A 20,800-nucleotide genomic window follows, 5' to 3' on the forward strand; every position below is an offset into this window, starting at 1 on the left:
GCGCCTGCCTCATCCAGTCGGGGAAGGAGAAAGAACCGACCGGAAACCAAAAGAAAAAGCCGCTTGTTAAGCGACTTCGAAGAATGAGTCAATAATATCCAGTACCTCATCAATCAGATCAAATGGCATCTTCTCAACAAAATTGGTATTACGGGCAGAAGGATCTATTGCTCGTAATTGCTCACACAACACACAACCTGTTGTGTAAGTTCTGTCGTCTAAGATTACATGCGTAGGGTATTCACGAATAGTGTTCGTAATTGGACATACAAGACACATCCCTATGTTCTTCTGATAATCTTCATTGGATACTACGACTGCTGGTCTTCTTCCAGCTTGTTCATGGCCTTTTGTAGGGTTGAAATCAATAGATACGATATCCCCTTGGTTGAATAATACTCTGCTTTGTTTCAAAACTGCTCCTTCCCGACAGGATCATCCGTCCAGAATTCCCCTTGGGGTTCCGCACTACCTGAATAGTTTGCAAACCTTTCTGCTAAAGTCAAATGTTTCCTTTTGACCGGGGAGAGAACAATCTGATCATTCTCAACAACAACTGAGAATGAATCATCCGGTTTTAATGAAAACATGTCCAATAAGACTTTAGGAAGAAGAATTCCACTTCCGTTGCCCCATCTTTTGATTTTCAAATTTTTAATTGTCATGCTTTTTTTAACATATCACGAAGATGATATGCTCTCCTTTCGTCCTCCATCAATCACTTTCTGTTTCTCTTTCGCTCTCTCCACATATAGTATATACATTGTTTATACTTTTATCAAGGCTTTTCAACAAAAAAGCACCCATCACTGAGTGCTTAGTATGCTGACCACCACTGGTACGCTTGCAAGCAGAGGTGCCGGCGGTACTGTCCTGTGTAAATCCGGCCGGAGTCCATGCAGGTGCTCCGGGCGGCTGTAGATACCCACTGGCATCTTACACGCGTATAGTACCACAAAAGTCAACTGGACGCGTCCTGACTTTTGCAAATTACATTGATTCGATAATCAATCCCGGACTTTGAGAGATTGACCATGGGCGCAGCTGCCTGATAGCTGTACCCCTCCTCGTAAACTAGCTGGATGATCTGACGATCGTCCTGGCTTAAACTGTCAAGCCAGTCATCCAGTCCTAAAGCAGACCTTGCAGCTCTTAACTGCTCCAGCTGCGCCTCGATGGCTGCCTTTTGCACGCAGAGTTGCTGACCTGGTGGATGCTTGTTATCTAAGCCTCTGATGCGCATCTCTCTGGCTGCCTGCTCTGGCCAGTCCTCATGCAGCCAAAGATAGGTGCTAAGATCAAGCAGCCATACTCGTAACTTGCTAATCTCACGGGAGTATGACCCGTACACCCGCAGCTTATCCTTTGTCCGTTTGATCCTCTCGTCCACCGCCATCCCTCCTCTATCGGTTATACTGTGCCTTGTGGCTCCTGCAGGAGCTGCTGATCATCCTCATCCGCTGGCTGCATCATAAACGCCAGCAGCTTGTCAGGGTTGTAGCATATACCCAGAAGCTCGCAGTAATCACAGTCGGTATCCGCGCCTAAGACGCACGGATCTGATCGGCTAAATTGCTTGCACAAGGCCGCGGCATATTTTTCAAGATTCTTCATCGGCAACCTATTCCACACCTTTCATGTAACACGCCCAGAACGTTTTACTTTTCTTGCCACTGTGATGCCCAAATAGTGGCTTTCTTCCTATCGCTTGCCAAACATCGTTTGCAGGGATGTCAAATTCATTCCACTTGAATATCAGTACCCCATAAGGCTCAAGAACTCTCATGCATTCGCAGAATCCATCGTGAATCATTTGCTGCCAGTCTTCCCCCAATTTTCCGTATTTTTTAGCGAGCCAAGCGTTATCACCTACTTTTTCTAAGTGAGGCGGATCAAAAATGACCAGCTTGAACGTATCATCCGGAAATGGGAGCTCAGTAAAGTCGCACTGAATATCTGGTTCAACGCAGCACTTTCGTTCCGAGTCGCGCGATGTGGATTTCCAAATACTCATAAGTCGCTCATTTCTTTTATCGCAGTAAACCACACTGGGATGGTTTTTATTAAACCAAATAGTTTTTGACCCGCACGTGACATCCAGTATCTTCTTTTCTTCGATCATCCTGTTACATCCTCTCTATCGCCCGCAGCTTGCGTCTGAGCCTCGCCAAATGGCGCTGCAGGTCTCTTTTGCGCAGCGGCGACATTGTATCCCTGATCTGCTTTTGCGTGGCCAGGATGGCCGCCTGGAGCTCAGCGGAGGTCATGGCAGGTCACCTCCTGCAATCATCAGTTGTCCGCTGCCATACAGCTCATACACCGATCGACCAGATCGATCAACAAAGTATGGCAGTAACACCTGATCAATAGTGACCATCTCGGTATCCAAGATCGCAAGCTGATCCACAAGCCAATCTTTTGCGATACGCCACGCTACATTTTCAGCGCGGGTATAATCAGCCTTAACTCCATCGCGTTTAAGCACTGCGAGAACCCGATCGGGCTGAACCGGCAGAACTACCGCCTGCAATCCGATAGGCGTATCAATTGTAAAGCAAACACGATTAGCACGACCGTCTTGGTAGTCAATCATGATCTGACGTGCGCCCCGCGAAGCGAGAATCTCTTGGATCTCGCCGATAGTCTTTGACGCTTTGATTGTTGTCGTGTAGTTTTTAATTGGCATTATTGATCACCTCCGATCCTGTCAATGATCAGCACCGCAACCACAAACGCGACGGCGAGCAGCGCGGGGATCATTGGTCGTCGCTCCAATCCAACGCCTGACCGCAATGCCTGCAATACAAGTCCCCATCAAACGGATGTACTATTTCGCAACATTTTGCACAGCGGTATATCATTACCGTCGTTGGATAATCATTTATAAATTCAGCAGTGGCCGTTTCTTCGTTGGGCTCCATGGGCATTGCTCTGTCAATAAGCTCCTGTAGCACGGACTTATTTGTGTTAAGTGTTTCTTTGTCTAAAGGGTAATAATCGCCGCAATCATACTCTTCCCAATCGAAGTCTTCAATGTACTCCATTGCGTGATCGCAGAGAAAATCCAACGCTTCTTGATATTTATTCATTTTTTTCTCCTTCTCGTCCCCTTTTTAGGGCTCCGGATGTTGTAAATCATCGTTTTGTTTTAACGGACACCACCTGGGCGCTGTTCTGATATCAATAGGACTTTCTGCTGAATTAATTCCAAAAGCTATGAAGGCTTTCATATGGTTTGATCGCCGATCTGGTTCAGATACTTCTGGATGCTTACAAAAATAACGTTTTCTTCCCCATGACCAGCGATTACCATTGCTGCGGTATATAACAACACACCACTTACATTCACTGCATTTCATCTCTTTGCTCCTTTTGCTCTCTTGCCTTGAGCTCATCCAGAGCAGCTTTAACCGTTAGCTCCATCTTGTATCCTGTGTCCATGTCATTGATGCGTACCGGTCGCATGTTGGTGCCCATCCAGTTGAGCGCCTTGTAGGCGTCGTCTAATGTCTTGCTCATGATATCTCCTCCACTTTGATATAAATCCCTGGTATCGTTGCCCAGAATTTCTCGCAGATCTCACTGGCCACCTGGGCATCATCTCGCCAATATCCGCAAGTAGTCATGCAGTCCTTGAGCAGCTTTTGCAGATTGTCAGTGTCTGGCCGGGTGTCCTTGTACGTGCCGTCTTGGTGTTTACCTGCTGGGAAGCACCACTTAACCACAAGCCTCAGAGCTCCTCTGAGCGGTGTATCAGGTCTGTGGTAGGCAAGTGCCCCAGTCAGCTTGTTACGCGCCGCTTTGAGCTCTGCTGGGTCGTAGAATCGCGGCTTACCGTTGACCACAGTAACCTTGTGTTCCTGGGCAGTTACTGTCGGCGGAATTATCGGTAGAAAAAACTCAAGCATTGCCACTCCGTATCGCGCACTCCGTGCAGGCTGCTTTAAGCTCGGGATCTTTTGACATGGCCTCTACATGCCCAGGTGTGATCCAACATTCGCACCCACAAATTGGGCAGGTCGTCTTTTTCCATCCTTCCCTTCCGTTTGGGATGTTTTTAAGCATCGGCAAGCAAAGGATGCCACCCTGACCAGGGCGATGCGGTGTAATGTTCACTTTCATTTTTTTCAAGTTCTCCTTCCAGGGTCAAATTTTTTTGTCAGTGAGTTAGGGGACAGGGTTACAAGGGGGCGGACGTCACACGCCCCTTGTTCCTGTACCCCTTACTGACCCGTCAGGGACAGGGACACTAATATATTACGTAGTAATATATTTTGTCCCGATTTTTGTCCCTAGGGACAGACAGACAAAAACATATATTTGTCCGTCCCTGCAATTTTCTAGGGACAGGGACAAAAACGTAATTTGTCCCTTTTGTCCCCCGATGAGACAGGGACAATTTCTAATTTTGTCCCTTGTCCCTCAGCTTCACAATGCCATTTTCAATCACAAAACTATCATGTTCTTTTAGCTTTCTGCGGACTGTTTTTTCTGATGTTCCCATGTATTCCGCAAGGGCTTCGACGGTCACATCACCATCGATCGTACATGCGCTATAAGCTGTTTCAATGGCTGCCTTTCGTTCTGCTTTTTTCTCACCTGGTGGCTTCCGCTTCTCCTGGGCTTTCTTCCAGGCCGGCACTTCTCCGTCCGGTTCTACATCCGCCAAAACCCCAACATTGTCCACATGATGCACGGGATAATCAAACCAGAGGTTGACTGGCGCAAACTTAGGAAACTCTCGTAATGTGCCCTCGATCCGCCACGCTGTGCGCCCCTGCATTGCCGTTCTAGCGGCGTTAATCTCATCACAGATACATTGATACTCCCGATCGTCAAACGTCTCCCTGCAGGTCTGCGTCATCCGCGAAGCGCTGCACTGATCGTCCTGGGATAGCTTGTACAGCTGCCCAGCACGCTGCAGGTAGTCTTTGCATATTCGGCAGACCATCTGATCGTCCTGTTGCTTTTGCAGGCTCTCCGGCAGATCAAGCTCAATGAGATCCAGCAGCGCATCAGGATCTCGGGCAAAGACTCCAGATCCAGACGCACGGTCCATACTGCGTTTGCTGCCCTGGCTGCCCTTGCTGTGATGATGGCAGTAGATTACCGCAACTCCCAGCTCTGTGCAGACCTTGTCAAATTGATTACAAAAGTTAGCCATCTGATCAGCTGAGTTTTCGTCACCGGTAATGACCTTATAGATTGGATCAATCACAATGGCGATATAGTCCTTTTTAGCTGCCCTTCGGATCAACTTAGGAGCCAGCTTGTCCATCGGCACTGAGCGGCCTCGCAGGTTCCAGATATCAATGTTCTGGAGGTGCTCCGGCTTTATCCCTAGCGCCTGATAAACGTCTTTAAAACGGTGAAGACAGCTGGCACGATCGAGCTCCAGGTTGACGTATAAGACCCGCCCACGAGTGCATGGCCATCCAAACCAGGATGAGCCCTCAGCGATCGCAATACACAGCTCAATCAAAGAAAAGCTTTTTCCCGCTTTAGACGGACCAGCAAGCAACATCTTGTGTCCCTGGCGCAGTACGCCGTCGATCAGCGGCGCAGCCAATGCTGGCAAGTTATCCCAGACTGATTCCAGCGACTCAGGATCTGGAAGATCGTCGTTGACCGCTTCGATCCACTCACGCCATTCGTCCCAGTTGGCCTTGCCAATATTGGTTTCCATCAGGAATTGTTTTCTGCCTGCACGGATCACGCCCGGCATGCGGGACAGCCGGGATGGATTTTTATTCTGCTGATCGATTTCCAGGCCGTTCTTTTTACATACGGTATAGAGATAGTCGACTCGTTTGCGGTACTCGTCATAGTTGACAGCGTCCACCCTGACGATGGCATGAACGCTCTTTTTGCCTGAAAACACCAGACACGCAACTGGCAGCTCTAGCTCGTGGATAATTGCGTTTTGTTTTTCCAGATCCGTGCTGTCGGACTCGACAAGCGCAAACCGGTAATCTATAACATTATCGTTTTTGACACCTTTGCCATCCAGCGGATTAAACCGGATCCAAGCTCCTACCTCTGGATTGTAATCCCCCAGCACAGCGCCGATATCGCCTTTACATTTGATCAGCGCATCAATGAGCTGTCCTGCAGTACGATCCCAGCAGCCTTTAGTTGGTAAATACTTTCCGTCTCTTTCAAAACTACGGGTCACATATCCCACATTTTCATCGGATTCGAACAAAGTTTCAAGATATGTTATCAGATCCTTGACCGGATCCCAGTTGACAGGCTCTTTAATCTCTCGCCCCTCAACCCATCCTTTGTCCACAATGACAACATCGTCCTGTTGGATCACGCTGTCCCAATCTAAACTATAGCCAGGATCAGAGGATAAAGCTGGAGACCAACCGCGATCCTTTGCCATCTGCACAATCGTCCCGCCAGTTACAGGCGTGCCAGTGCCCTCAAATGTCGCCCATTTTTTAAAGCATTCGCCGGCATGATACCGGTCACCGTCGCGGGCAGACCAGGCATCCCAATCTGCTGCAGTGTGGCCCTCGTGTTTGAGCGCCATGCCGACATTGACCCACTCCTGATAGCTACAATCCGACGGGTCAATATACTCTAAGATTTCTTTTATATCAATCATGGCTCACTCTCCTTTTGGGGTGTATGTTTGCGGATCAACGCCTTGCGGGATATGCCATCCACAAGCAGCGATCCGGTTAATCATGTTGCTGGCCGCTTCAAACTGCCAGGTTCCGACATTCTTAAAACCTCGGCCTTCTAAAAATCGAATCTGTTTCGGCGTTGTCAATCCTTCCGCTTGCCGCTTATGCAACCGATCAAGCAGCATTGTTGCTTTGCCGGCACTGTCGATCTCATCCGGCATAATGCCTAATTTTTCAAGTGCTGCTTTCTGTTTATCGCTTGCCGGCGCACACTCCCAACCAAATGCCGGGACATAGCTTGATAAGTCCTCGGCTTGGATACTCATTTCAAACTGCAGCGGATCCACAAGTTTTCTCTTTCTTGCTCTCATCTGTTTCAGCTGCTCTGCTAGTGCTTGTTCACGCTCTGCGACAACGTCTGACGATGCTTGTTCTTCTGCTTCTTCTAAATCGATCGGACAGCCTGCTGATTTTTCAAGATTCTCGGTCATTTTTTTAGCAACTTCTTCGTTCTCACAGATCAGTGACGCCGGGTGACATAATTCATGACGCTCCGTATGCCAAAGAAAGTCCAGCAATAACAAGTCAGCCTTTTCCGGTGCGAGGCGCGTGCCTCTGCCCACCATCTGACTGTATAGACTTCTCACCTTGGTTGGACGGAGCACAATAATGCAGTCCACCGTAGGGCAATCCCATCCCTCTGTCAGTAACATACTGTTGCATAATACGTTATATCGACCGGCATCATAGTCAGCCAAAACTTGCGCGCGATCGGAACTCTCACCATTCACCTCCGCGGCCCTGAAACCTTTTTGATTGAGGATCTCGCAGAATTTTTGACTGGTCTTGACCAGTGGAAGAAAAGCAACTGTCTTACGATCTTTGCAGTATTTGATCATCTCATCGGCAATCTGGTAAAGGTATGGATCCAATGCTGTGCCCAAGTCACTTGCCTTAAAATCACCCGATTGCATCCCAACTCCTGTCAGATCCAACTGTAGTGGTATAGTCATTGCCTTGATCGGCACCAGGTAGCCGCTCTTGATTGCCTGCGGCAGCGTGTACTCATAGGCTAGTGACTCGAAATATTGACCTAGATTGCGCATGTCGCCGCGATCCGGCGTCGCTGTAACTCCAAGCACCTCAGCGTCTGGAAAGTGCTCTAATACTCTCTGGTAGCTGTCTGAGAGGCAGTGGTGCGCCTCGTCGATAATGATGGTATCAAAATAGTCTTGTTTAAATTTCGCTAGGCGCTGCGGTCGGGTTAAGCTCTGCACTGAGCCAACGACAATCCGGTACCAGCTGCCCAGGCAGGATTCCTCCGCCTTTTCCACAGCGCTGCCCAACCCTGTCGCTTTCATAATCTTGTCTGAGGCTTGTTCCAGCAATTCTCCGCGGTGCGCCATGATCAGGACACGTTTGCCCTGTCGGACACATTCCTCCGTGACTTTGGCAAAGACGATCGTTTTACCACAGCCTGTAGGTAAGACCAGGAGCGTCTTTTTCTTCCCCTGGTCCCACTGTTCAAATATGGCTGTTTTGGCTTCTGATTGATACGGTCTTAATTCCATGACCGATCACCTTTTAAAATGCGCCTGGCGTATACTGATTCCCGTTTGGTGTTTGACCAGGTTCTGGAGCCGGATAAAACTGCTTGATTTCGTTGTATGTATTTCCTTCATATAGCCGATGCCCAAGTTTGCAACGGCCATGCGCCCCAGGGACTGCTGACCAGTTCATCCGCATTGGTTGCCCTTTTTTCTTTTGACCGATTGAAGTAAAGAATTCAGAAAGACGGTACTGTACACGGGAGTGCAGTAATAATTGATGTTTTACATAAGTAATACCTTCCGGCGCAAGTATGCGAATATTCAAAATCGCTTTAGGGCATGCCGGCATTTTCTCGCTTCCTGAAAAATGCTGGCGTTCAAAGGATTCCACAACAAATTCATAATCACCGTCGGGAAGTAAAATGAACTCCCGAGCATCTTCTGTGATTGTGTCATTCCAATCATAAGCTTTTTCTACCTCTTGGTTCTGTTGCGGCTGTCCGTACTGTGTCTGCTGTGCGTAAGGATTATACTGTGTCATCTTTTATTTCCTCCTCAAAATGGTACATCTAAGTGTAAGATCGCATTGACTACCTGATCCCAGGCCGCGACCAACACTGCCTGGATAAACCCAGAATCATAATTGCTTATCGGTGTATCCAAAGGGTAATATCCTTTTTCTGCCACAACACGCTGGATCTGCATCGGCATGATATTGTCCTTTTTCATTAAGTCAACTAATGCTTGCGGTATTCCGCTATAATCAACATCAAACTGCGGATAAGGCTGCACTAGCTGGCCTTCTTGGATTCCTTCTCCCGCGGTGATATCCATCTGCAGTAGCTGTGTTGGCTGAGTGACTGGCTGTGTTGCCTGGACTGGCTGTTGTACCGGTTGGATCGGTGCCTGTACTGGTTGCTGGATCGGCGGCTGCACTGCAGCTTGATCCGCAAATAAATGAGCGATAGCAGTGTAATCAAACGGCAGCTCATCCGGAAGACCATGGCGGTTTTTCGCGTCCCAACAGCTGTGATGGGTCGTGTACATGACCCGCTGGCCTGCGCCCTGGGCTTTGTTTTTACCCTTGATTGCGCCCTGTCCGTCGACATTGACGACGATCGTCTTGTAGTTGGCAAACAGCACCATATCCGCCCACTCTTTGACCATTGGCGCTGTCTTTTTCTGCAGCTTGAGCTCCCAACGATCATAGGATCCCAGCTCGTCAGGCTGCTCGAATTTACGCATCTGGGCATGAGCCGTTACAACAACGTTGATCCCTGATCTGACGACATCCTCTAAAAGATTAAGCAGCTTACCAAACTCTTCGGCTAAGTAAGTATAACCCTTGCCCCAGCCGGCGTCCTCAATGCCGCTCCAGTTTTTTTGAGCGCAGATCTGTTTGATACACATCTGCTCAGCCCAGTCTGCGGTATCAATCACCAGCGTCTTGCAAAGCCCTGGCGTTGATTTAACATACTGGACTTCCTGCATCAGCATCGACCAGCTGGACGGTGCTGGAAGCCGTTTAACATCCATATATTTTGTTGAGCCTTCCGTGTCGATAAACAGAGGGTCCGGAAACCGGGAGGCAAAGGTAGATTTACCAATGCCCTCGGGTCCGTAAATAACTGTTTTAATTGCGGTCTGAATCTTACCGTTGGAAATTTCAAACATCAGAACTCACCTGCTTTCCAGCGCGGCGCTTCTGGTACTGATGCCATTGGCTGCCCGACTACCGTGCCATCCTCAATAATGATTGAGCACTCATCCCCGGTGCTGACCCGTGTCGCAATGGCCTGCAGCCCCTGTGACTCCAACCAACTGCCGAACTCTTGCATCGTCTGCAGATCCATCTGCTCGAGCTTGTCCAAGAGGACAAAACCGCACTGTGGATTGAGCTTGCGGACGATGGCTGTGGCCACCTTGAGCTGATCGGATCCGGACATGTTGTCCCACTTGTACCCCTGATAGATTAGCTCGCCATCCTGCACTGACAACCCAGGCAGCGGCAGATCAGCTCCCTTAAGCAGATCCACCTTTGCCTGTCGGATATCGTTGATCTGCACAGTCAGGGCGTCGTATTGGTTTTTGTAGATCCTAGCGTCTTCTTCCGCTTTTTCTTTATCCAGGTTGGCCCTTACCTTCCGGTTAATCTCATCGATTTCCGTGATATTCCGCTCCAGTTCCTCCGTAGATTCGTCATGCAGATCTAATGCAGAGGTCTTTGCGATCTGCAGGTCTGCTTGGGCCTGCTGCAGCTCGGCTTGTTTAATCTGTAGCTGTTGCTGCAATCGAGCTACTTCCTCTGTTTTAGCGCTTACCAGATACTCATATTGAGATACTCGTTCGCGCTTCCGTTGGTTCTCACCATTTTTGGCCAGGATATCCTGCTGCTGACGGATCAGCTCGGACGCCGAAACTGGTTCCTTCGGCACACCCTCAAAACTCTCCATTTCCTTGGCAAATTTATCTTTCTGGTCTGCAGTACGTCCGATATACAGCCGCTCTTGATAGAGCTTTTGCTCGTCCATCTCCAACTTGGCAAGTTGGTCACCTACGCCGATAATCTGCAGCAGCGTCTGCGCTTTATCTTTGCCCGATGCACTCATAAACTTAGGCAAGTCCAATGCCAGCTGCTCCACAAACTGATTAAGCAGCTGCTGGCCACCTTTGCGTCCGCTTGGATCAATAACCTTGAGGTCACTGTTTTTACCTTTACGCTCCACGATCAGGCCGTTGGACAGCTCGACGTGTAGCTGCGGAGGCAGGACAGATCCGTCCCGTTGTGCCTGCGAAGGCTTGTAGCGATCACCGCCCAGCGCCCAGGCAATGCTGTCGAGGACTGATGTCTTACCTTGGCTGTTACGGCCACCGATGACGGTTAGGCCGTTGGCTGTTGGCTCAATCTTGACCGCTTTGACTCGCTTGACGTTTTCAATTTCGAGCTGATTTATTTTTACTGTTTCCATTGTTATCTCCCTTCCGCCAGCTGGATCATCAACTGGACGATTAAATCCGTGTCTTCGGCCTCTGACCACAGCGAGCGCTGCTGATCTACTGTAGTCAGACCGTTACTGTAATAATCTTGCATGACCTCAAACATGCGCCGAAGACCATCTGTAGCCGTTGAGTAGCTGCAGTATCGATTTCCACACCGGATACCGGCCGGGTTGTGATTATTGAGCCATGCCGATGAGCTTCCCCACCCGGTTTCAAGGACAAACACAGCTGCAGCATAGACCGGGCTGATGTTGTACTCCTCTGCCAGCTCCAGCAGCGCCACTGGGATAACCCCGGCCGCCTTACCTGTTGGCTGCCACTCGTGCCAGCTGACGTCCATCTCGGCCGTATAAGCTGGCGTGTCTGGCTGGTAGAGCTCGATCACAGTCACCGGCTCCACAGCTGGTGACTCAGCTTCTGCGGCCGGTAGATTAAGCGTTATGCCGGCAGTTACCGCAGCTGTGAGGACTACCAGTGATGATCGCTTAAGCCGATATTTTTTCATTTCATTCTCCTTTTTTACTATGCTGTGATCCATTATTTAAACCGTTGCAGCGGCTGGTCAGCATTTTTTACCTCGGCACTCGTCTACAAATTAATTTATAATTGGAGTAAAGGAGTGATTATTGTGACCTTTAAACAATGGATAAATGATTTTGATACAGTTTCGGATGACATCCGACATGTAGTTTTGCGTCCTGATTTTCCAGAGGAAGATCGTTATCTTGATATGCTTTCCTGCATTGAGCAAACAAGCGTTAATTCTAAGGTTTTTTTGAGTCTTTTGAATTTGTATTTGACTGGTGTTGTGATAAAATAGAGATGATCTCAAGCCAATGTGATCATCTTGATTCCCCGGTTGCAGCCGAGGATTCTTTTTTTATGCCTAGGTAAGCTTTGAGCTGCGCACCACAAATGTGATAAGTCCAACTCTTTTCTGACCAGACAGCGAAACCAAACGGAGCTCTTTTTTGCTGTAGAGCTTGTCTTAACTTCTGCGGACTCATTTGGAGTTTTGCAGCTGCGAGATATACGGGTACCCTTCCATCGGGTAATTCTTCATCAGCGCCCGGAATCGGTTCATCTTTCTCCGGAAAAAACCAGTCGAGATCCTTACTCAGAGCGTCTGCGATCAGCTCCTGTCGATCTTCTCGTGGAATTGATACACCAGACAGGTACTGGCTCAAACACGCCTTGGAGATACCTGTCCGGCGGCTCAGTTCAGCAGCTTTCAGATCAGCTTCGATCAAGGCTAGTTCGAGTCTCTTCGCGTATGACATTTCATTTCACCTCTTTCTTTAATAATCGCAATAACTAAGTGCGGCAGATAAAATCGTTTGCTGAGATATATCCTCAAGCAAATTCCTTTTCTCGCACAAACCCCAGCGGGCGCATTCACGAAGCCGTAAAAATGTATTTCGTTTTCATCACTAAGTCCATTGATTTTTGAGTCATAATAGTACTGATACTTTCTTGATGCTTGTGCTTCTGCAAAGCCAGCGAATCCTGCGCTATGCAGGAGTTTATGTTTGTCTCCCACTTTTTTAATTTCAAAAGGAAAGATTATACTTGACACAACACGCATTTCACTCACCTCGCTTTCTTACATTCGTGCTACTTGTAGCGATAATATCAGCAGCGATATCATGCATACTGCAAGTAATCCAAACAGTATTAATACTAATACAAGCAGGGCACTTACATTTTTAGTGCGGTTCTTTCTCTCAATTGCGATATCGTCGATAAGGATCTTCAATATTTGGTTCTGTATATCGTCGATTGATCTTTTTGAGATTTCTTCCTTCGGTTTCATTCGTTCACCTCACAAAAGGTAAGATTTGATAATTTCTGAAAGTTCTTCCGATGAGAGCTTGATTGTGTGATCGAATTCCCATCGCTTACTTTCAAGAATGAATTCAAAACCATTCAATGCCTCGAAAGCATTTTTCAGATTCTCCAACAATCTGTTGAATTCATCGAGGTTTTTTATTTTCACTTCCATCTTTTCGTTCATCTACTCACCTTCTTTCTTAAATCATCTGAATCAAAATCTGCAAGATTCTACCGATCAAATAAATGCTCAGTAATTTGTAAAGGCACCACACTTGACTTTCGATCTCCGACAATCGATCCTCAGTGCTGCCTTTTTTTAATCTACTTTTCGTGCTTAACAACAAAGCGACCATAATCCCCATGGCAAGGCATTCTAACAGAGATAGAATCTTGATCATCTACTCACCACACTCTCCATAAGTTAGAAATTCTTGATATAATTGAGTCAAGAAAGGAGGCCGTAAAAAATGTCGGATTCTTCAAATTTTCCTGCAACACGTTCGGAAGCTTTGGCTTTAATTTACTGTGAGAAGCACGCAACCAGTGAAACTACACCTGAAGAACTTGCAGAAATGTACTTAAAAGCTTACAAAACTATCAGAGAAGCCATTAAGAATTCAAGGCAGGCAGGGGTCAGTATAGGCTCGCTCTGACCAACTCCGCTAAAGCTCTTATTACTTCCGGCAAAATACTTTCAGTCTGACCACTGGAAGTATTTTTTAATTCTTCTTGAATCCACTTGCATATACAGATGATGGTTTGTTCCAATGTTTCGTTCATCTACTCACCTCGCTTTCTTCTCTCGGTCATCTTCCGGCTGCTCTGTGGCTTGCGAAAATGCTACTGGGGAACGAAGCATCCGACAAACTCATTCCAATCAAGACCATCAGCGCGTCTCGTTTTTTGTCCTCAGGCATCTTCTTCAAGCAGTTGTTGATTAGTTCATCAGCTGCTTTTTTTTCTTTTTCCAGGTTCATATGTTCACCTCCTGTCTCTATGAATACATAATACGTCACAATGTGCACTATGTCAAGAGAGTTGTTTACAAAGTAACATTTTGTGTTATAATTGTTTTGCGAGGTGAAATTATGGATATTAAAGATAGACTAAGAGCGCTTAGAAAGGCTCTAAATTTGAATCAAACTGAATTTGCACATGAATTAGGCGTAACCAGGAGCGCGATAGCATCCATCGAGACAGGCGCAAGAATCCTCACAGAACAAATGCTAAGATCTATTTGTTTGAAGTATAAAGTTAATTATTTTTGGCTGCGCGACGGCAAAGGAGAGATGTTTGAGCACGTTCCAGATGATATGCTTGATCAACTGGTCAGCGAATACAATCTGACTGACTTGGATCGGAAAATTATTTCTGCATACTTACTTCTTCCAGAAGAAAAAAGAACCGTATTCAGAGAATTTCTAAACACGGTTATGAAAGATTAAATGAAATGTCTAAATATCATATAGACATAATCAAATATTTTTTTGATCGATCCTATATCGCTTATTTTGTACAACATCTCATCTATAAGCTTTATATAATCTTCTGCATTCATCATTCTACTCCTCCTGATCAATGGAGGTTCCGGAACCTTTTCTTTAGTTAGATATTACCAGTTACTGGAATTATTTTCAAGCTACTCAACTAGATAGATTAAACTCCTATTTATATCTATCTGGCTTACTATCAGCAAAATCTCAAGAGCTAAAAAATTTTATCTATTAAAATCACCCCTGTTTTGATTTATCCGCGGTTGTCATCTGTCTAAATTATATCGCATGAATTAAATCGGCTTAAAAATTGTTACAAAGACTGTTTTTAGGCGGTTAATCGCAGGTTGAGATCAAATAGTAGCTTTTACAGGTAAAATTTGTAAATAGAGAATCAAGGCTATTCATCAACGTATGTACTAATTTTCTAACATAAAAAAGCCCACCGGTTGCAGCCGGCAGGCGAGAAGGATCAGACTGCAATCCGATCCTTCAGCATAGTAAAAATGACTTGGTCGGTCATCCCTTTTACTATGCCTCTATTTTACGATAAAAGGAGGCTTTTTGCAATGAAACGAAGACCAAACGGCACTGGATCCGTCATCAAGCTCTCTGGCAGCCGCCGGAAGCCCTATGAGGTCCGCGGGCCCGTTAAAGGTTATACTGATAAGGGTTACCCGATATTTGATCGGATTGGGTACGCTGAGACTTATGATCAAGGTTTGGAAATGCTGATCGAGTACAATAAGAGTCCTTACGATCCATTGGAGCGCAGTATTACACTCTCTGAGCTATTTGAGCGATGGCAGCAAGACGAGCTGCCTAAATTGGGTGATTGCAATCAGAGAGCATTGAAAGGAGCCTACAGGCATATCAAAGTCTTGGAAATTAAAAGCTACTCCAGCATCACCACATATCAGATGCAGCAGACAATAGATAAATGCGGTAAAGGCTATAGCACTCAGGCTGCCATAAAAGCACTCTGGCGGCGATTAGACAGCTATGCATACACACAGGACGTCATCGCAAAAAAACGCTCAGACGAGCTATCTTCGGCTTCTGTTGACCCCAACACCAAAGCACCTTACACAGAGGATGAGATTAAAATACTGTGGCAGCATACCGATGACCCTACTGTCGTTTCAATTTTAATTTTACTTTATACAGGTTACCGGGTTACGGAATATCTAAGTATCCAACGTTCTATGGTCGATTTTGAAAATATGACAATTCAGTACGGGATAAAAACAAGAGCAGGTAAAGAAAGAATTATACCTATTCATAGCAAGATCCAATCGCTTGTTTTAAAACGTTTTGAAAAAGGAGATTATCTCTGTGCTGAAACAAAAGCAGAGAGGCTCAGATATGCTGGATTTCATAAACTATACATGAGAGCACAGTCAAAATACGGAATGTCTCATACGATTCATGAAACAAGACATACCTTCCGAACACGCCTAGATAATGCCGGAGCAAATACGAAATGTATGGATCTTTTGATGGGACACGCTTCGGGCGATACCGGTCAGCGAGTTTATACACATAAAACTTTAGATCAATTACGTGAAACTATTGAATTACTCAGGTGATGATTTCCTCAAACTAGTGACAAACTAGTGACAAATCAATCTTTTAAACCTTATTTACAGGCGTTGAAGCGATATTATAGCATATTCTGCCTCTTTTCGACCGAAAACAAACGGCTTTTCCCGTTTTCTTTCACAAGTTGGGAAGCGCTGAAATCGCAAGTTTGTCAGATTTTGTCTGGAAATGTTAAATTTGTGTTAAAACTTCGTAATGATTCTGTTAAAATAAACGTGAATCAAGAGAAGAAAAGAGAAGAAACAGGAGAGAGAGAAAAACAAATGAATATCGTAGCGACGGAAATGATCACGCTGGGAGATATCTCGTGGGACATGATCCTCGGCGGATTTGCGCTGTTTTTGTTTGGCATCAAGTTTATGGGCGACGGCTTGAAGAATGTCGCGGGTCATAAACTCCGGGAATACATCGACAAATATACGTCCAATCCATTAATGGCCGTGCTGGTCGGCATTGTCGTCACCATCGTCGTGCAGTCTTCCTCAGCCGCGACCGCGATCACCATCGGTCTGGTCCGCGCGGGACTCATGAAGCTGGAACAGGCGGCCGGGGTCGTCGTGGGCGCCAACATCGGAACGACGATGACGGCGTTTCTGATCGGCTTGAAGGTCGAGCAGTTCGCAATGTACTTCGTGTTCATCGGCGGCATGATCATCTCGTTTGGCAAGAAAAAGAAAACCCGCTACATCGGCGACATCATCCTCGGCTTCGGTCTGATGTTCTATGGTCTGAAGATCATGGGCGACTCGCTGAAAATGCTGAAGGATCTGCCGGCCTTTATCGAATTTGCCAAGGTGATGTCGGAAAAACCGTTGCTGGGCTTACTGGCCGGCACGGTGCTGACCGGACTGATCCAGGGCTCGGCCGCGACGATCGGCGTCGTCCAGAAATTATATGAATCCGGGGCGATGACCCTGAACGCGGCGATGCCGTTTGTCTTCGGAGCCTGCATCGGCACGACCGTCACCGGCGTATTTGCGGCGATCGGCGGCAGTCTGGCGGCGAAACGAACCGCCGGTCTGCATACGCTGTTCAACGTGATCGCGGCGACGATCGGCATGATCTTCCTGCCGTTTTACATTCAGTTCATCACCTGGATCTCCGATCTGCTGCTAATCCCGCCGATGATGCAGATCGCCGTCGTACATATCTTATTTAAGATCGTCGGCGTCATCGTTTATCTGCCGCTGCTGAACGTCATGTGCAATTTCATCAAGAAGCTGATTCCGGGCAACGAACCGGAGCGGATTGAAATCAACCTCGACGACATGGACGCCGGGATCGCGCATCAGATGCCGACCGCAGCGCTGGCCATCGCCAAGCAGGCGGTTCTGAAAATGAGCACAGTCGTCGATGCCGCGGTCGACAAAGCCCGCGACTTCATGAATACGCGCGGTGGTTCCGACGAGAAGGAACTCGTCAATCAGACCGAGGATCTGATCAATTCCATCGACACCAAGATCACCAATTACCTGATGAGCGTTTCCAAGGAAAACCTGAACGACCGTGATATGCAGGATTTCAACCTGCACCTGCAGGTCATTAAAAACCTGGAGCGCATCGGCGACCTGTCGGTCAACCTCGTCGAATTCTTCGACATGGTGCATGAAGATAAAAACGATTTCAGCGACGGTGCGAAAAAAGACGTGCTGGAAATGTTTGAGCTGTTCAAGCACATGCTGAACACGTCGATCGGAATTTACCGCGATGAAGACTACGCGCAGTATTCCGCGTTGATGGAAGATGAGAATTACATGGATTTGCTGGAATATAAGGCCCGGCAGAAGCATTTCGACCGGATGGCCCGCAACGAATGCGCGACGGCTGTCGGCGGCAGCGTCTACTGCGATATTCTGGGAAACCTGGAACGTATGGCTGACCATTGCTGCAACATCGCCCGCTGCTCGATCGAAGCCTCCTCAAGCAAGGAAGCACCGGTACTCGAGCATCACTGATCCCATTAACAAAACAAACAAAAGAAGCTGCCTTGACCGGATCGTTCCGGAAAATCAGCTTCTTTTTTTCATACCTTTCCAGTTTCTTTTTATAACCGCCAGACCCGCTCAGATCCTGCGTTGCCCACAATGCACTGATTATGAATGCCGGCCAGAACGTGCCATCAGCCATCCAACTGCGGCGCAAAGTCCAAAGCCCGCCGCAATCCAGCCGTACAGATGAAACAGATCGGTATACAGGAAATTCGTGTAGTAATTCCAGGCTGCCCCCTGCAGCCGGTTGACCAGGATGATCAGAACCGGAATTTCAAGCACCGCGATCAGACCGGTCATACCGCAGCTGCGCCCCAGGATATTCAGGGCGGAAGCCGCAGGCGTCTGTTTTTTCTGCCGGCGCACTTCGTAGAGCGTCAACGCCAGCGCGGCCAAGGTGATTCCGGCGGCAATCCCGAAAATCTGTCCTGACCGCTGGTTCGCCAACGTATCAGAAACCGTGCTATCCACGGCGATCGGCTGCTTGATGAATGTCATGTCCGGAAATTCCTGACGCAGCTGATAAATCAAGGCGATCCAATCTGACGGCTGTTCCGCAAAGAACCACAGCGTTGCGGAAGTCCCGTTTTGTTCCACACTGTTGTAAAACGGTTCGACCCGAACGTCCGCGCTTTGAATCATCGTCATGTGCGGCGCCGATATATCCTTTCGGTCAGCCGTATAATAGACCGGCTGCGCCTGGTTGAAGCTGATCTGCGGCGTTCCGGAAACCGGAAACAAATCATGCAGCGGATTTTTCATCCCGCCGTAATAAAAGCTCAGCCCGGATTCAGCGTCCGGCTTGACCTCCATCACCGCCAGCTTGCGGGCATTCAGCCGGTCTTCCTCGCTGGCTTCGCTTTCCTGACCGACCGCGATCAGTTCCGCGATCCGCTCACGCTGACGCGCCTGCTGTCCCGCGGTAAACTGAACTTCGTAACAAGCCGACGCATACCCCGCCGACGCCCATTTTAAACGCGGCATTTCCGCTATCATCTGCTTTTGCGCACTGGACTGGAACCCTTCAATCGTCGCGATCAGCGCCAACGTCAGTCCCAGCAGAAAGAGTTTTTTCATGTCTTCACCTCTTGAGTTTACCCTCAGTATAACGAACCCGACCCGCGGATGTCAATGTTCTGCGAAGAAATTCCCGCGAAGACCCGGAAGCCCGTTCCCCGTAAGACACGATCTCAAAATCCCACTAAACGCGGGGTTATCCTTTGCTGAAAGCAAAAAATCCCGCGCTTTGGCGGCCGGGATTCCTTGCGGGCCTTCATCCGAAATCGATGTGCTGCCCTTTTACCTGATAGATCAGGTGCTCGCAGATATTTTTAGTATGATCGCCGGCCCGTTCAAAGTTGCGCAGCATCGCGACTAACGGCACGACATGTTCCAGCTGCATTCCCTGCATAACGGCGGTTTCAATCTGTCCGGACAGCTCGGCAAACTGATCGTTGATCTGTTCGTCCTGCCGGGGAATCTGATACGCCTGCGCGACGTCCTCCTTCTGATAAGCGTCCATCGCCGCGTCCAGCATGGCCAGAAACAACCGCCCAATCGCTTCCGCCTGTTCGCCGACAAACGGAGGTTCCGCCGGGCCTTTTTTGATGACGTAGTCCGCGATGTTCTTGGCGTAGTCGCCGATCCGTTCCAAATCGGAAGCGATTTTAATCCCGGCGATCACTTTGCGCAGATCCGTGGCCACCGGGGAAAGCAGCGCCAGCACCGTCTGCGCCTGATCGTTGATTTCCTCCTCAAGATGGTTGACAAAGTCGTCCATGTAGATCAACTGCAGCGCTTTTTCCTTATCACCGCTTCGAAGAATGTCCAGCGCCAGCTCGTGCATGGTTTTCACCTTGCGGTACATCTGCAGGATCAAAGCCTGGAAAGCGGCGAGCGATTCATCCATTTTCATCCTTTATTCCTCCTGATTCCTAGCCGAACCGGCCAGTGATATAATCCTCGGTCCGCTGATCTGCCGGTTTGGAAAAGAGCTTGCGGGTCGTGTCGGCCTCTACGATTTCACCAAGCAGAAAGAACGCCGTATCATCGGAAACCCGGGAAGCCTGCTGCATCGAGTGCGTTACGATGACGATCGTATAGGTTGTCTTCAGCTGCTCGATCAGCTCTTCGATCTTCGCCGTGGCAATCGGATCCAGCGCGGAGGTCGGCTCGTCCATCAGAATGACCTCCGGTTCCATCGCGATCGCCCGGGCGATGCACAGCCGCTGCTGCTGACCGCCCGAGAGCGCCAGCGCCGAGTCGTGCAGGCGGTCCTTGACTTCCTCCCACAGCGCCGCTGATTTCAGCGAGTGTTCCACGACGCCGTCCAGCACTTTCTTATCGCGGATTCCCTGACAACGGGGACCGTAAGCAATGTTGTCATAGATCGACATCGGAAACGGGTTCGGTTTCTGAAACACCATTCCAACCTCCGTGCGCAGCTGGACAACATTGGTTTTTGAATCATAAATATTCTCGCCTAACAGGCGGATTTCACCGCTGATCCGGCAATTTTCAATCAGATCGTTCATCCGGTTCAGACACCGCAGAAACGTCGATTTTCCACATCCTGAAGGACCGATCAGCGCGGTGACCCGGTTCTTACCGATCGTCAGATTCAGCTGTTTCAGCGCCTGTTTTTCACCATAATATAAATTCAAATCTTTTATTTCAAAACAAGTTTCCATAACGATTCC

At 48.1% G+C, this 20,800-nt stretch carries 27 protein-coding genes; 5 read left to right on the top strand and 22 right to left on the bottom strand.

Features of this window, described 5'->3' with window-relative positions:
- Positions 1-66: 66 nt before the first annotated feature.
- The 15 genes from DWY25_RS00960 to DWY25_RS01030 all read right to left on the bottom strand — a co-directional run bounded on the left by DWY25_RS00960 (position 67) and on the right by DWY25_RS01030 (position 11,690).
- Positions 67-414, bottom strand: a complete 348-nt coding sequence (locus DWY25_RS00960) for a type II toxin-antitoxin system PemK/MazF family toxin (protein WP_117892552.1) — start codon at positions 412-414, stop codon at positions 67-69.
- Positions 411-665 carry an AbrB/MazE/SpoVT family DNA-binding domain-containing protein gene (locus DWY25_RS00965; protein ID WP_117892555.1) on the bottom strand — a complete coding sequence of 85 codons (255 nt, stop codon included), beginning with the start codon at positions 663-665 and terminating at the stop codon, positions 411-413. Before DWY25_RS00965 ends, DWY25_RS00960 begins: the two co-directional genes overlap by 4 nt.
- A 296-nt stretch (positions 666-961) precedes the next feature.
- Positions 962-1,390, bottom strand: coding sequence for a sigma factor-like helix-turn-helix DNA-binding protein (locus DWY25_RS00970; RefSeq protein ID WP_181981634.1), 429 nt, complete (start codon positions 1,388-1,390; stop codon positions 962-964).
- A gap of 20 nt (positions 1,391-1,410) precedes the next feature.
- The gene (locus DWY25_RS00975; RefSeq protein ID WP_147336643.1) at positions 1,411-1,614 is read right to left on the bottom strand and encodes a hypothetical protein; all 204 of its coding nucleotides are present in this window, start codon (positions 1,612-1,614) and stop codon (positions 1,411-1,413) included.
- Between the two features lie 7 nt (positions 1,615-1,621).
- Entirely contained in the window at positions 1,622-2,122 is a 501-nt protein-coding gene (locus DWY25_RS00980; protein ID WP_117892564.1) for a class I SAM-dependent methyltransferase, read from the bottom strand.
- A 141-nt stretch (positions 2,123-2,263) separates the two neighbouring features.
- Positions 2,264-2,686 (bottom strand): hypothetical protein, encoded by a 423-nt coding sequence (locus DWY25_RS00985; RefSeq protein WP_117892567.1) that lies wholly within the window; start codon positions 2,684-2,686, stop codon positions 2,264-2,266.
- Between the two features lie 70 nt (positions 2,687-2,756).
- On the bottom strand, positions 2,757-3,089 hold the full coding sequence (locus DWY25_RS00990; RefSeq protein WP_117892570.1) for a hypothetical protein: 333 nt from the start codon (positions 3,087-3,089) through the stop codon (positions 2,757-2,759).
- A gap of 256 nt (positions 3,090-3,345) precedes the next feature.
- Positions 3,346-3,519, bottom strand: coding sequence for a hypothetical protein (locus tag DWY25_RS17660; protein WP_181981635.1), 174 nt, complete (start codon positions 3,517-3,519; stop codon positions 3,346-3,348).
- A complete protein-coding gene (locus DWY25_RS00995; protein ID WP_117892573.1) occupies positions 3,516-3,908 on the bottom strand; it encodes a RusA family crossover junction endodeoxyribonuclease in 393 nt (130 codons plus the stop codon). The genes DWY25_RS17660 and DWY25_RS00995 overlap by 4 nt, the downstream gene beginning before the upstream one ends.
- A 494-nt stretch (positions 3,909-4,402) precedes the next feature.
- Positions 4,403-6,613, bottom strand: coding sequence for an AAA family ATPase (locus DWY25_RS01005; RefSeq protein ID WP_117892579.1), 2,211 nt, complete (start codon positions 6,611-6,613; stop codon positions 4,403-4,405).
- 3 nt (positions 6,614-6,616) lie between these two features.
- On the bottom strand, positions 6,617-8,206 hold the full coding sequence (locus tag DWY25_RS01010; protein ID WP_117892582.1) for a DEAD/DEAH box helicase: 1,590 nt from the start codon (positions 8,204-8,206) through the stop codon (positions 6,617-6,619).
- 13 nt (positions 8,207-8,219) lie between these two features.
- Positions 8,220-8,726 (bottom strand): DUF669 domain-containing protein, encoded by a 507-nt coding sequence (locus tag DWY25_RS01015; RefSeq protein ID WP_244925898.1) that lies wholly within the window; start codon positions 8,724-8,726, stop codon positions 8,220-8,222.
- Between the two features lie 14 nt (positions 8,727-8,740).
- Positions 8,741-9,859: an ATP-binding protein gene (locus DWY25_RS01020; RefSeq protein ID WP_117892585.1), complete on the bottom strand. Its 1,119-nt coding sequence runs from the start codon at positions 9,857-9,859 to the stop codon at positions 8,741-8,743.
- Positions 9,859-11,154 (bottom strand): AAA family ATPase, encoded by a 1,296-nt coding sequence (locus DWY25_RS01025; RefSeq protein WP_117892588.1) that lies wholly within the window; start codon positions 11,152-11,154, stop codon positions 9,859-9,861. The genes DWY25_RS01020 and DWY25_RS01025 overlap by 1 nt, the downstream gene beginning before the upstream one ends.
- A gap of 2 nt (positions 11,155-11,156) precedes the next feature.
- Positions 11,157-11,690 carry a glucosaminidase domain-containing protein gene (locus tag DWY25_RS01030; RefSeq protein ID WP_181981636.1) on the bottom strand — a complete coding sequence of 178 codons (534 nt, stop codon included), beginning with the start codon at positions 11,688-11,690 and terminating at the stop codon, positions 11,157-11,159.
- Positions 11,691-11,813: 123 nt separating this feature from the next.
- Between DWY25_RS01030 and DWY25_RS17585 the strand changes: the two genes are divergently transcribed.
- Complete coding sequence (locus tag DWY25_RS17585) at positions 11,814-12,005, top strand: hypothetical protein (protein WP_147336644.1); 192 nt, start codon at positions 11,814-11,816, stop codon at positions 12,003-12,005.
- A gap of 22 nt (positions 12,006-12,027) precedes the next feature.
- Here DWY25_RS17585 and DWY25_RS01035 read toward each other — a convergent pair whose 3' ends face one another.
- The 3 genes from DWY25_RS01035 to DWY25_RS01050 all read right to left on the bottom strand — a co-directional run bounded on the left by DWY25_RS01035 (position 12,028) and on the right by DWY25_RS01050 (position 13,199).
- Complete coding sequence (locus tag DWY25_RS01035; protein ID WP_117892594.1) at positions 12,028-12,465, bottom strand: helix-turn-helix domain-containing protein; 438 nt, start codon at positions 12,463-12,465, stop codon at positions 12,028-12,030.
- Positions 12,438-12,770, bottom strand: coding sequence for a hypothetical protein (locus DWY25_RS01040; RefSeq protein WP_117892597.1), 333 nt, complete (start codon positions 12,768-12,770; stop codon positions 12,438-12,440). Before DWY25_RS01040 ends, DWY25_RS01035 begins: the two co-directional genes overlap by 28 nt.
- A 237-nt stretch (positions 12,771-13,007) precedes the next feature.
- The gene (locus DWY25_RS01050; RefSeq protein WP_117892603.1) at positions 13,008-13,199 is read right to left on the bottom strand and encodes a hypothetical protein; all 192 of its coding nucleotides are present in this window, start codon (positions 13,197-13,199) and stop codon (positions 13,008-13,010) included.
- Positions 13,200-13,485: 286 nt separating this feature from the next.
- Here DWY25_RS01050 and DWY25_RS01060 point away from each other — a divergent pair, with 286 nt between their 5' ends.
- Positions 13,486-13,671, top strand: coding sequence for a hypothetical protein (locus tag DWY25_RS01060; RefSeq protein WP_117892608.1), 186 nt, complete (start codon positions 13,486-13,488; stop codon positions 13,669-13,671).
- Positions 13,672-13,824: 153 nt separating this feature from the next.
- Here DWY25_RS01060 and DWY25_RS17665 read toward each other — a convergent pair whose 3' ends face one another.
- Entirely contained in the window at positions 13,825-13,995 is a 171-nt protein-coding gene (locus DWY25_RS17665) for a hypothetical protein (RefSeq protein WP_181981637.1), read from the bottom strand.
- 111 nt (positions 13,996-14,106) lie between these two features.
- Between DWY25_RS17665 and DWY25_RS01065 the strand changes: the two genes are divergently transcribed.
- The 3 genes from DWY25_RS01065 (at position 14,107) to DWY25_RS01075 (ending at position 18,068) form a co-directional block, all read left to right on the top strand.
- Positions 14,107-14,463, top strand: a complete 357-nt coding sequence (locus DWY25_RS01065; RefSeq protein WP_181981638.1) for a helix-turn-helix domain-containing protein — start codon at positions 14,107-14,109, stop codon at positions 14,461-14,463.
- A 617-nt stretch (positions 14,464-15,080) separates the two neighbouring features.
- Positions 15,081-16,100 (top strand): tyrosine-type recombinase/integrase, encoded by a 1,020-nt coding sequence (locus DWY25_RS01070; protein WP_181981639.1) that lies wholly within the window; start codon positions 15,081-15,083, stop codon positions 16,098-16,100.
- A gap of 276 nt (positions 16,101-16,376) precedes the next feature.
- Complete coding sequence (locus DWY25_RS01075; protein ID WP_117892616.1) at positions 16,377-18,068, top strand: Na/Pi cotransporter family protein; 1,692 nt, start codon at positions 16,377-16,379, stop codon at positions 18,066-18,068.
- Positions 18,069-18,206: 138 nt separating this feature from the next.
- Here DWY25_RS01075 and DWY25_RS01080 read toward each other — a convergent pair whose 3' ends face one another.
- The 3 genes from DWY25_RS01080 to pstB all read right to left on the bottom strand — a co-directional run bounded on the left by DWY25_RS01080 (position 18,207) and on the right by pstB (position 20,791).
- Entirely contained in the window at positions 18,207-19,178 is a 972-nt protein-coding gene (locus DWY25_RS01080; RefSeq protein ID WP_117892619.1) for a hypothetical protein, read from the bottom strand.
- Positions 19,179-19,374: 196 nt separating this feature from the next.
- Positions 19,375-20,016, bottom strand: coding sequence for a phosphate signaling complex protein PhoU (gene phoU / locus DWY25_RS01085; RefSeq protein ID WP_117892622.1), 642 nt, complete (start codon positions 20,014-20,016; stop codon positions 19,375-19,377).
- Between the two features lie 19 nt (positions 20,017-20,035).
- Positions 20,036-20,791: a phosphate ABC transporter ATP-binding protein PstB gene (gene pstB, locus DWY25_RS01090; RefSeq protein ID WP_117892625.1), complete on the bottom strand. Its 756-nt coding sequence runs from the start codon at positions 20,789-20,791 to the stop codon at positions 20,036-20,038.
- Positions 20,792-20,800 lie beyond the last annotated feature (9 nt).

Origin of the sequence: Holdemania filiformis (assembly GCF_003459085.1) — a bacterium.
Classification (GTDB): Bacteria; Bacillota_I; Bacilli_A; order Erysipelotrichales; family Erysipelotrichaceae; genus Holdemania; species Holdemania filiformis.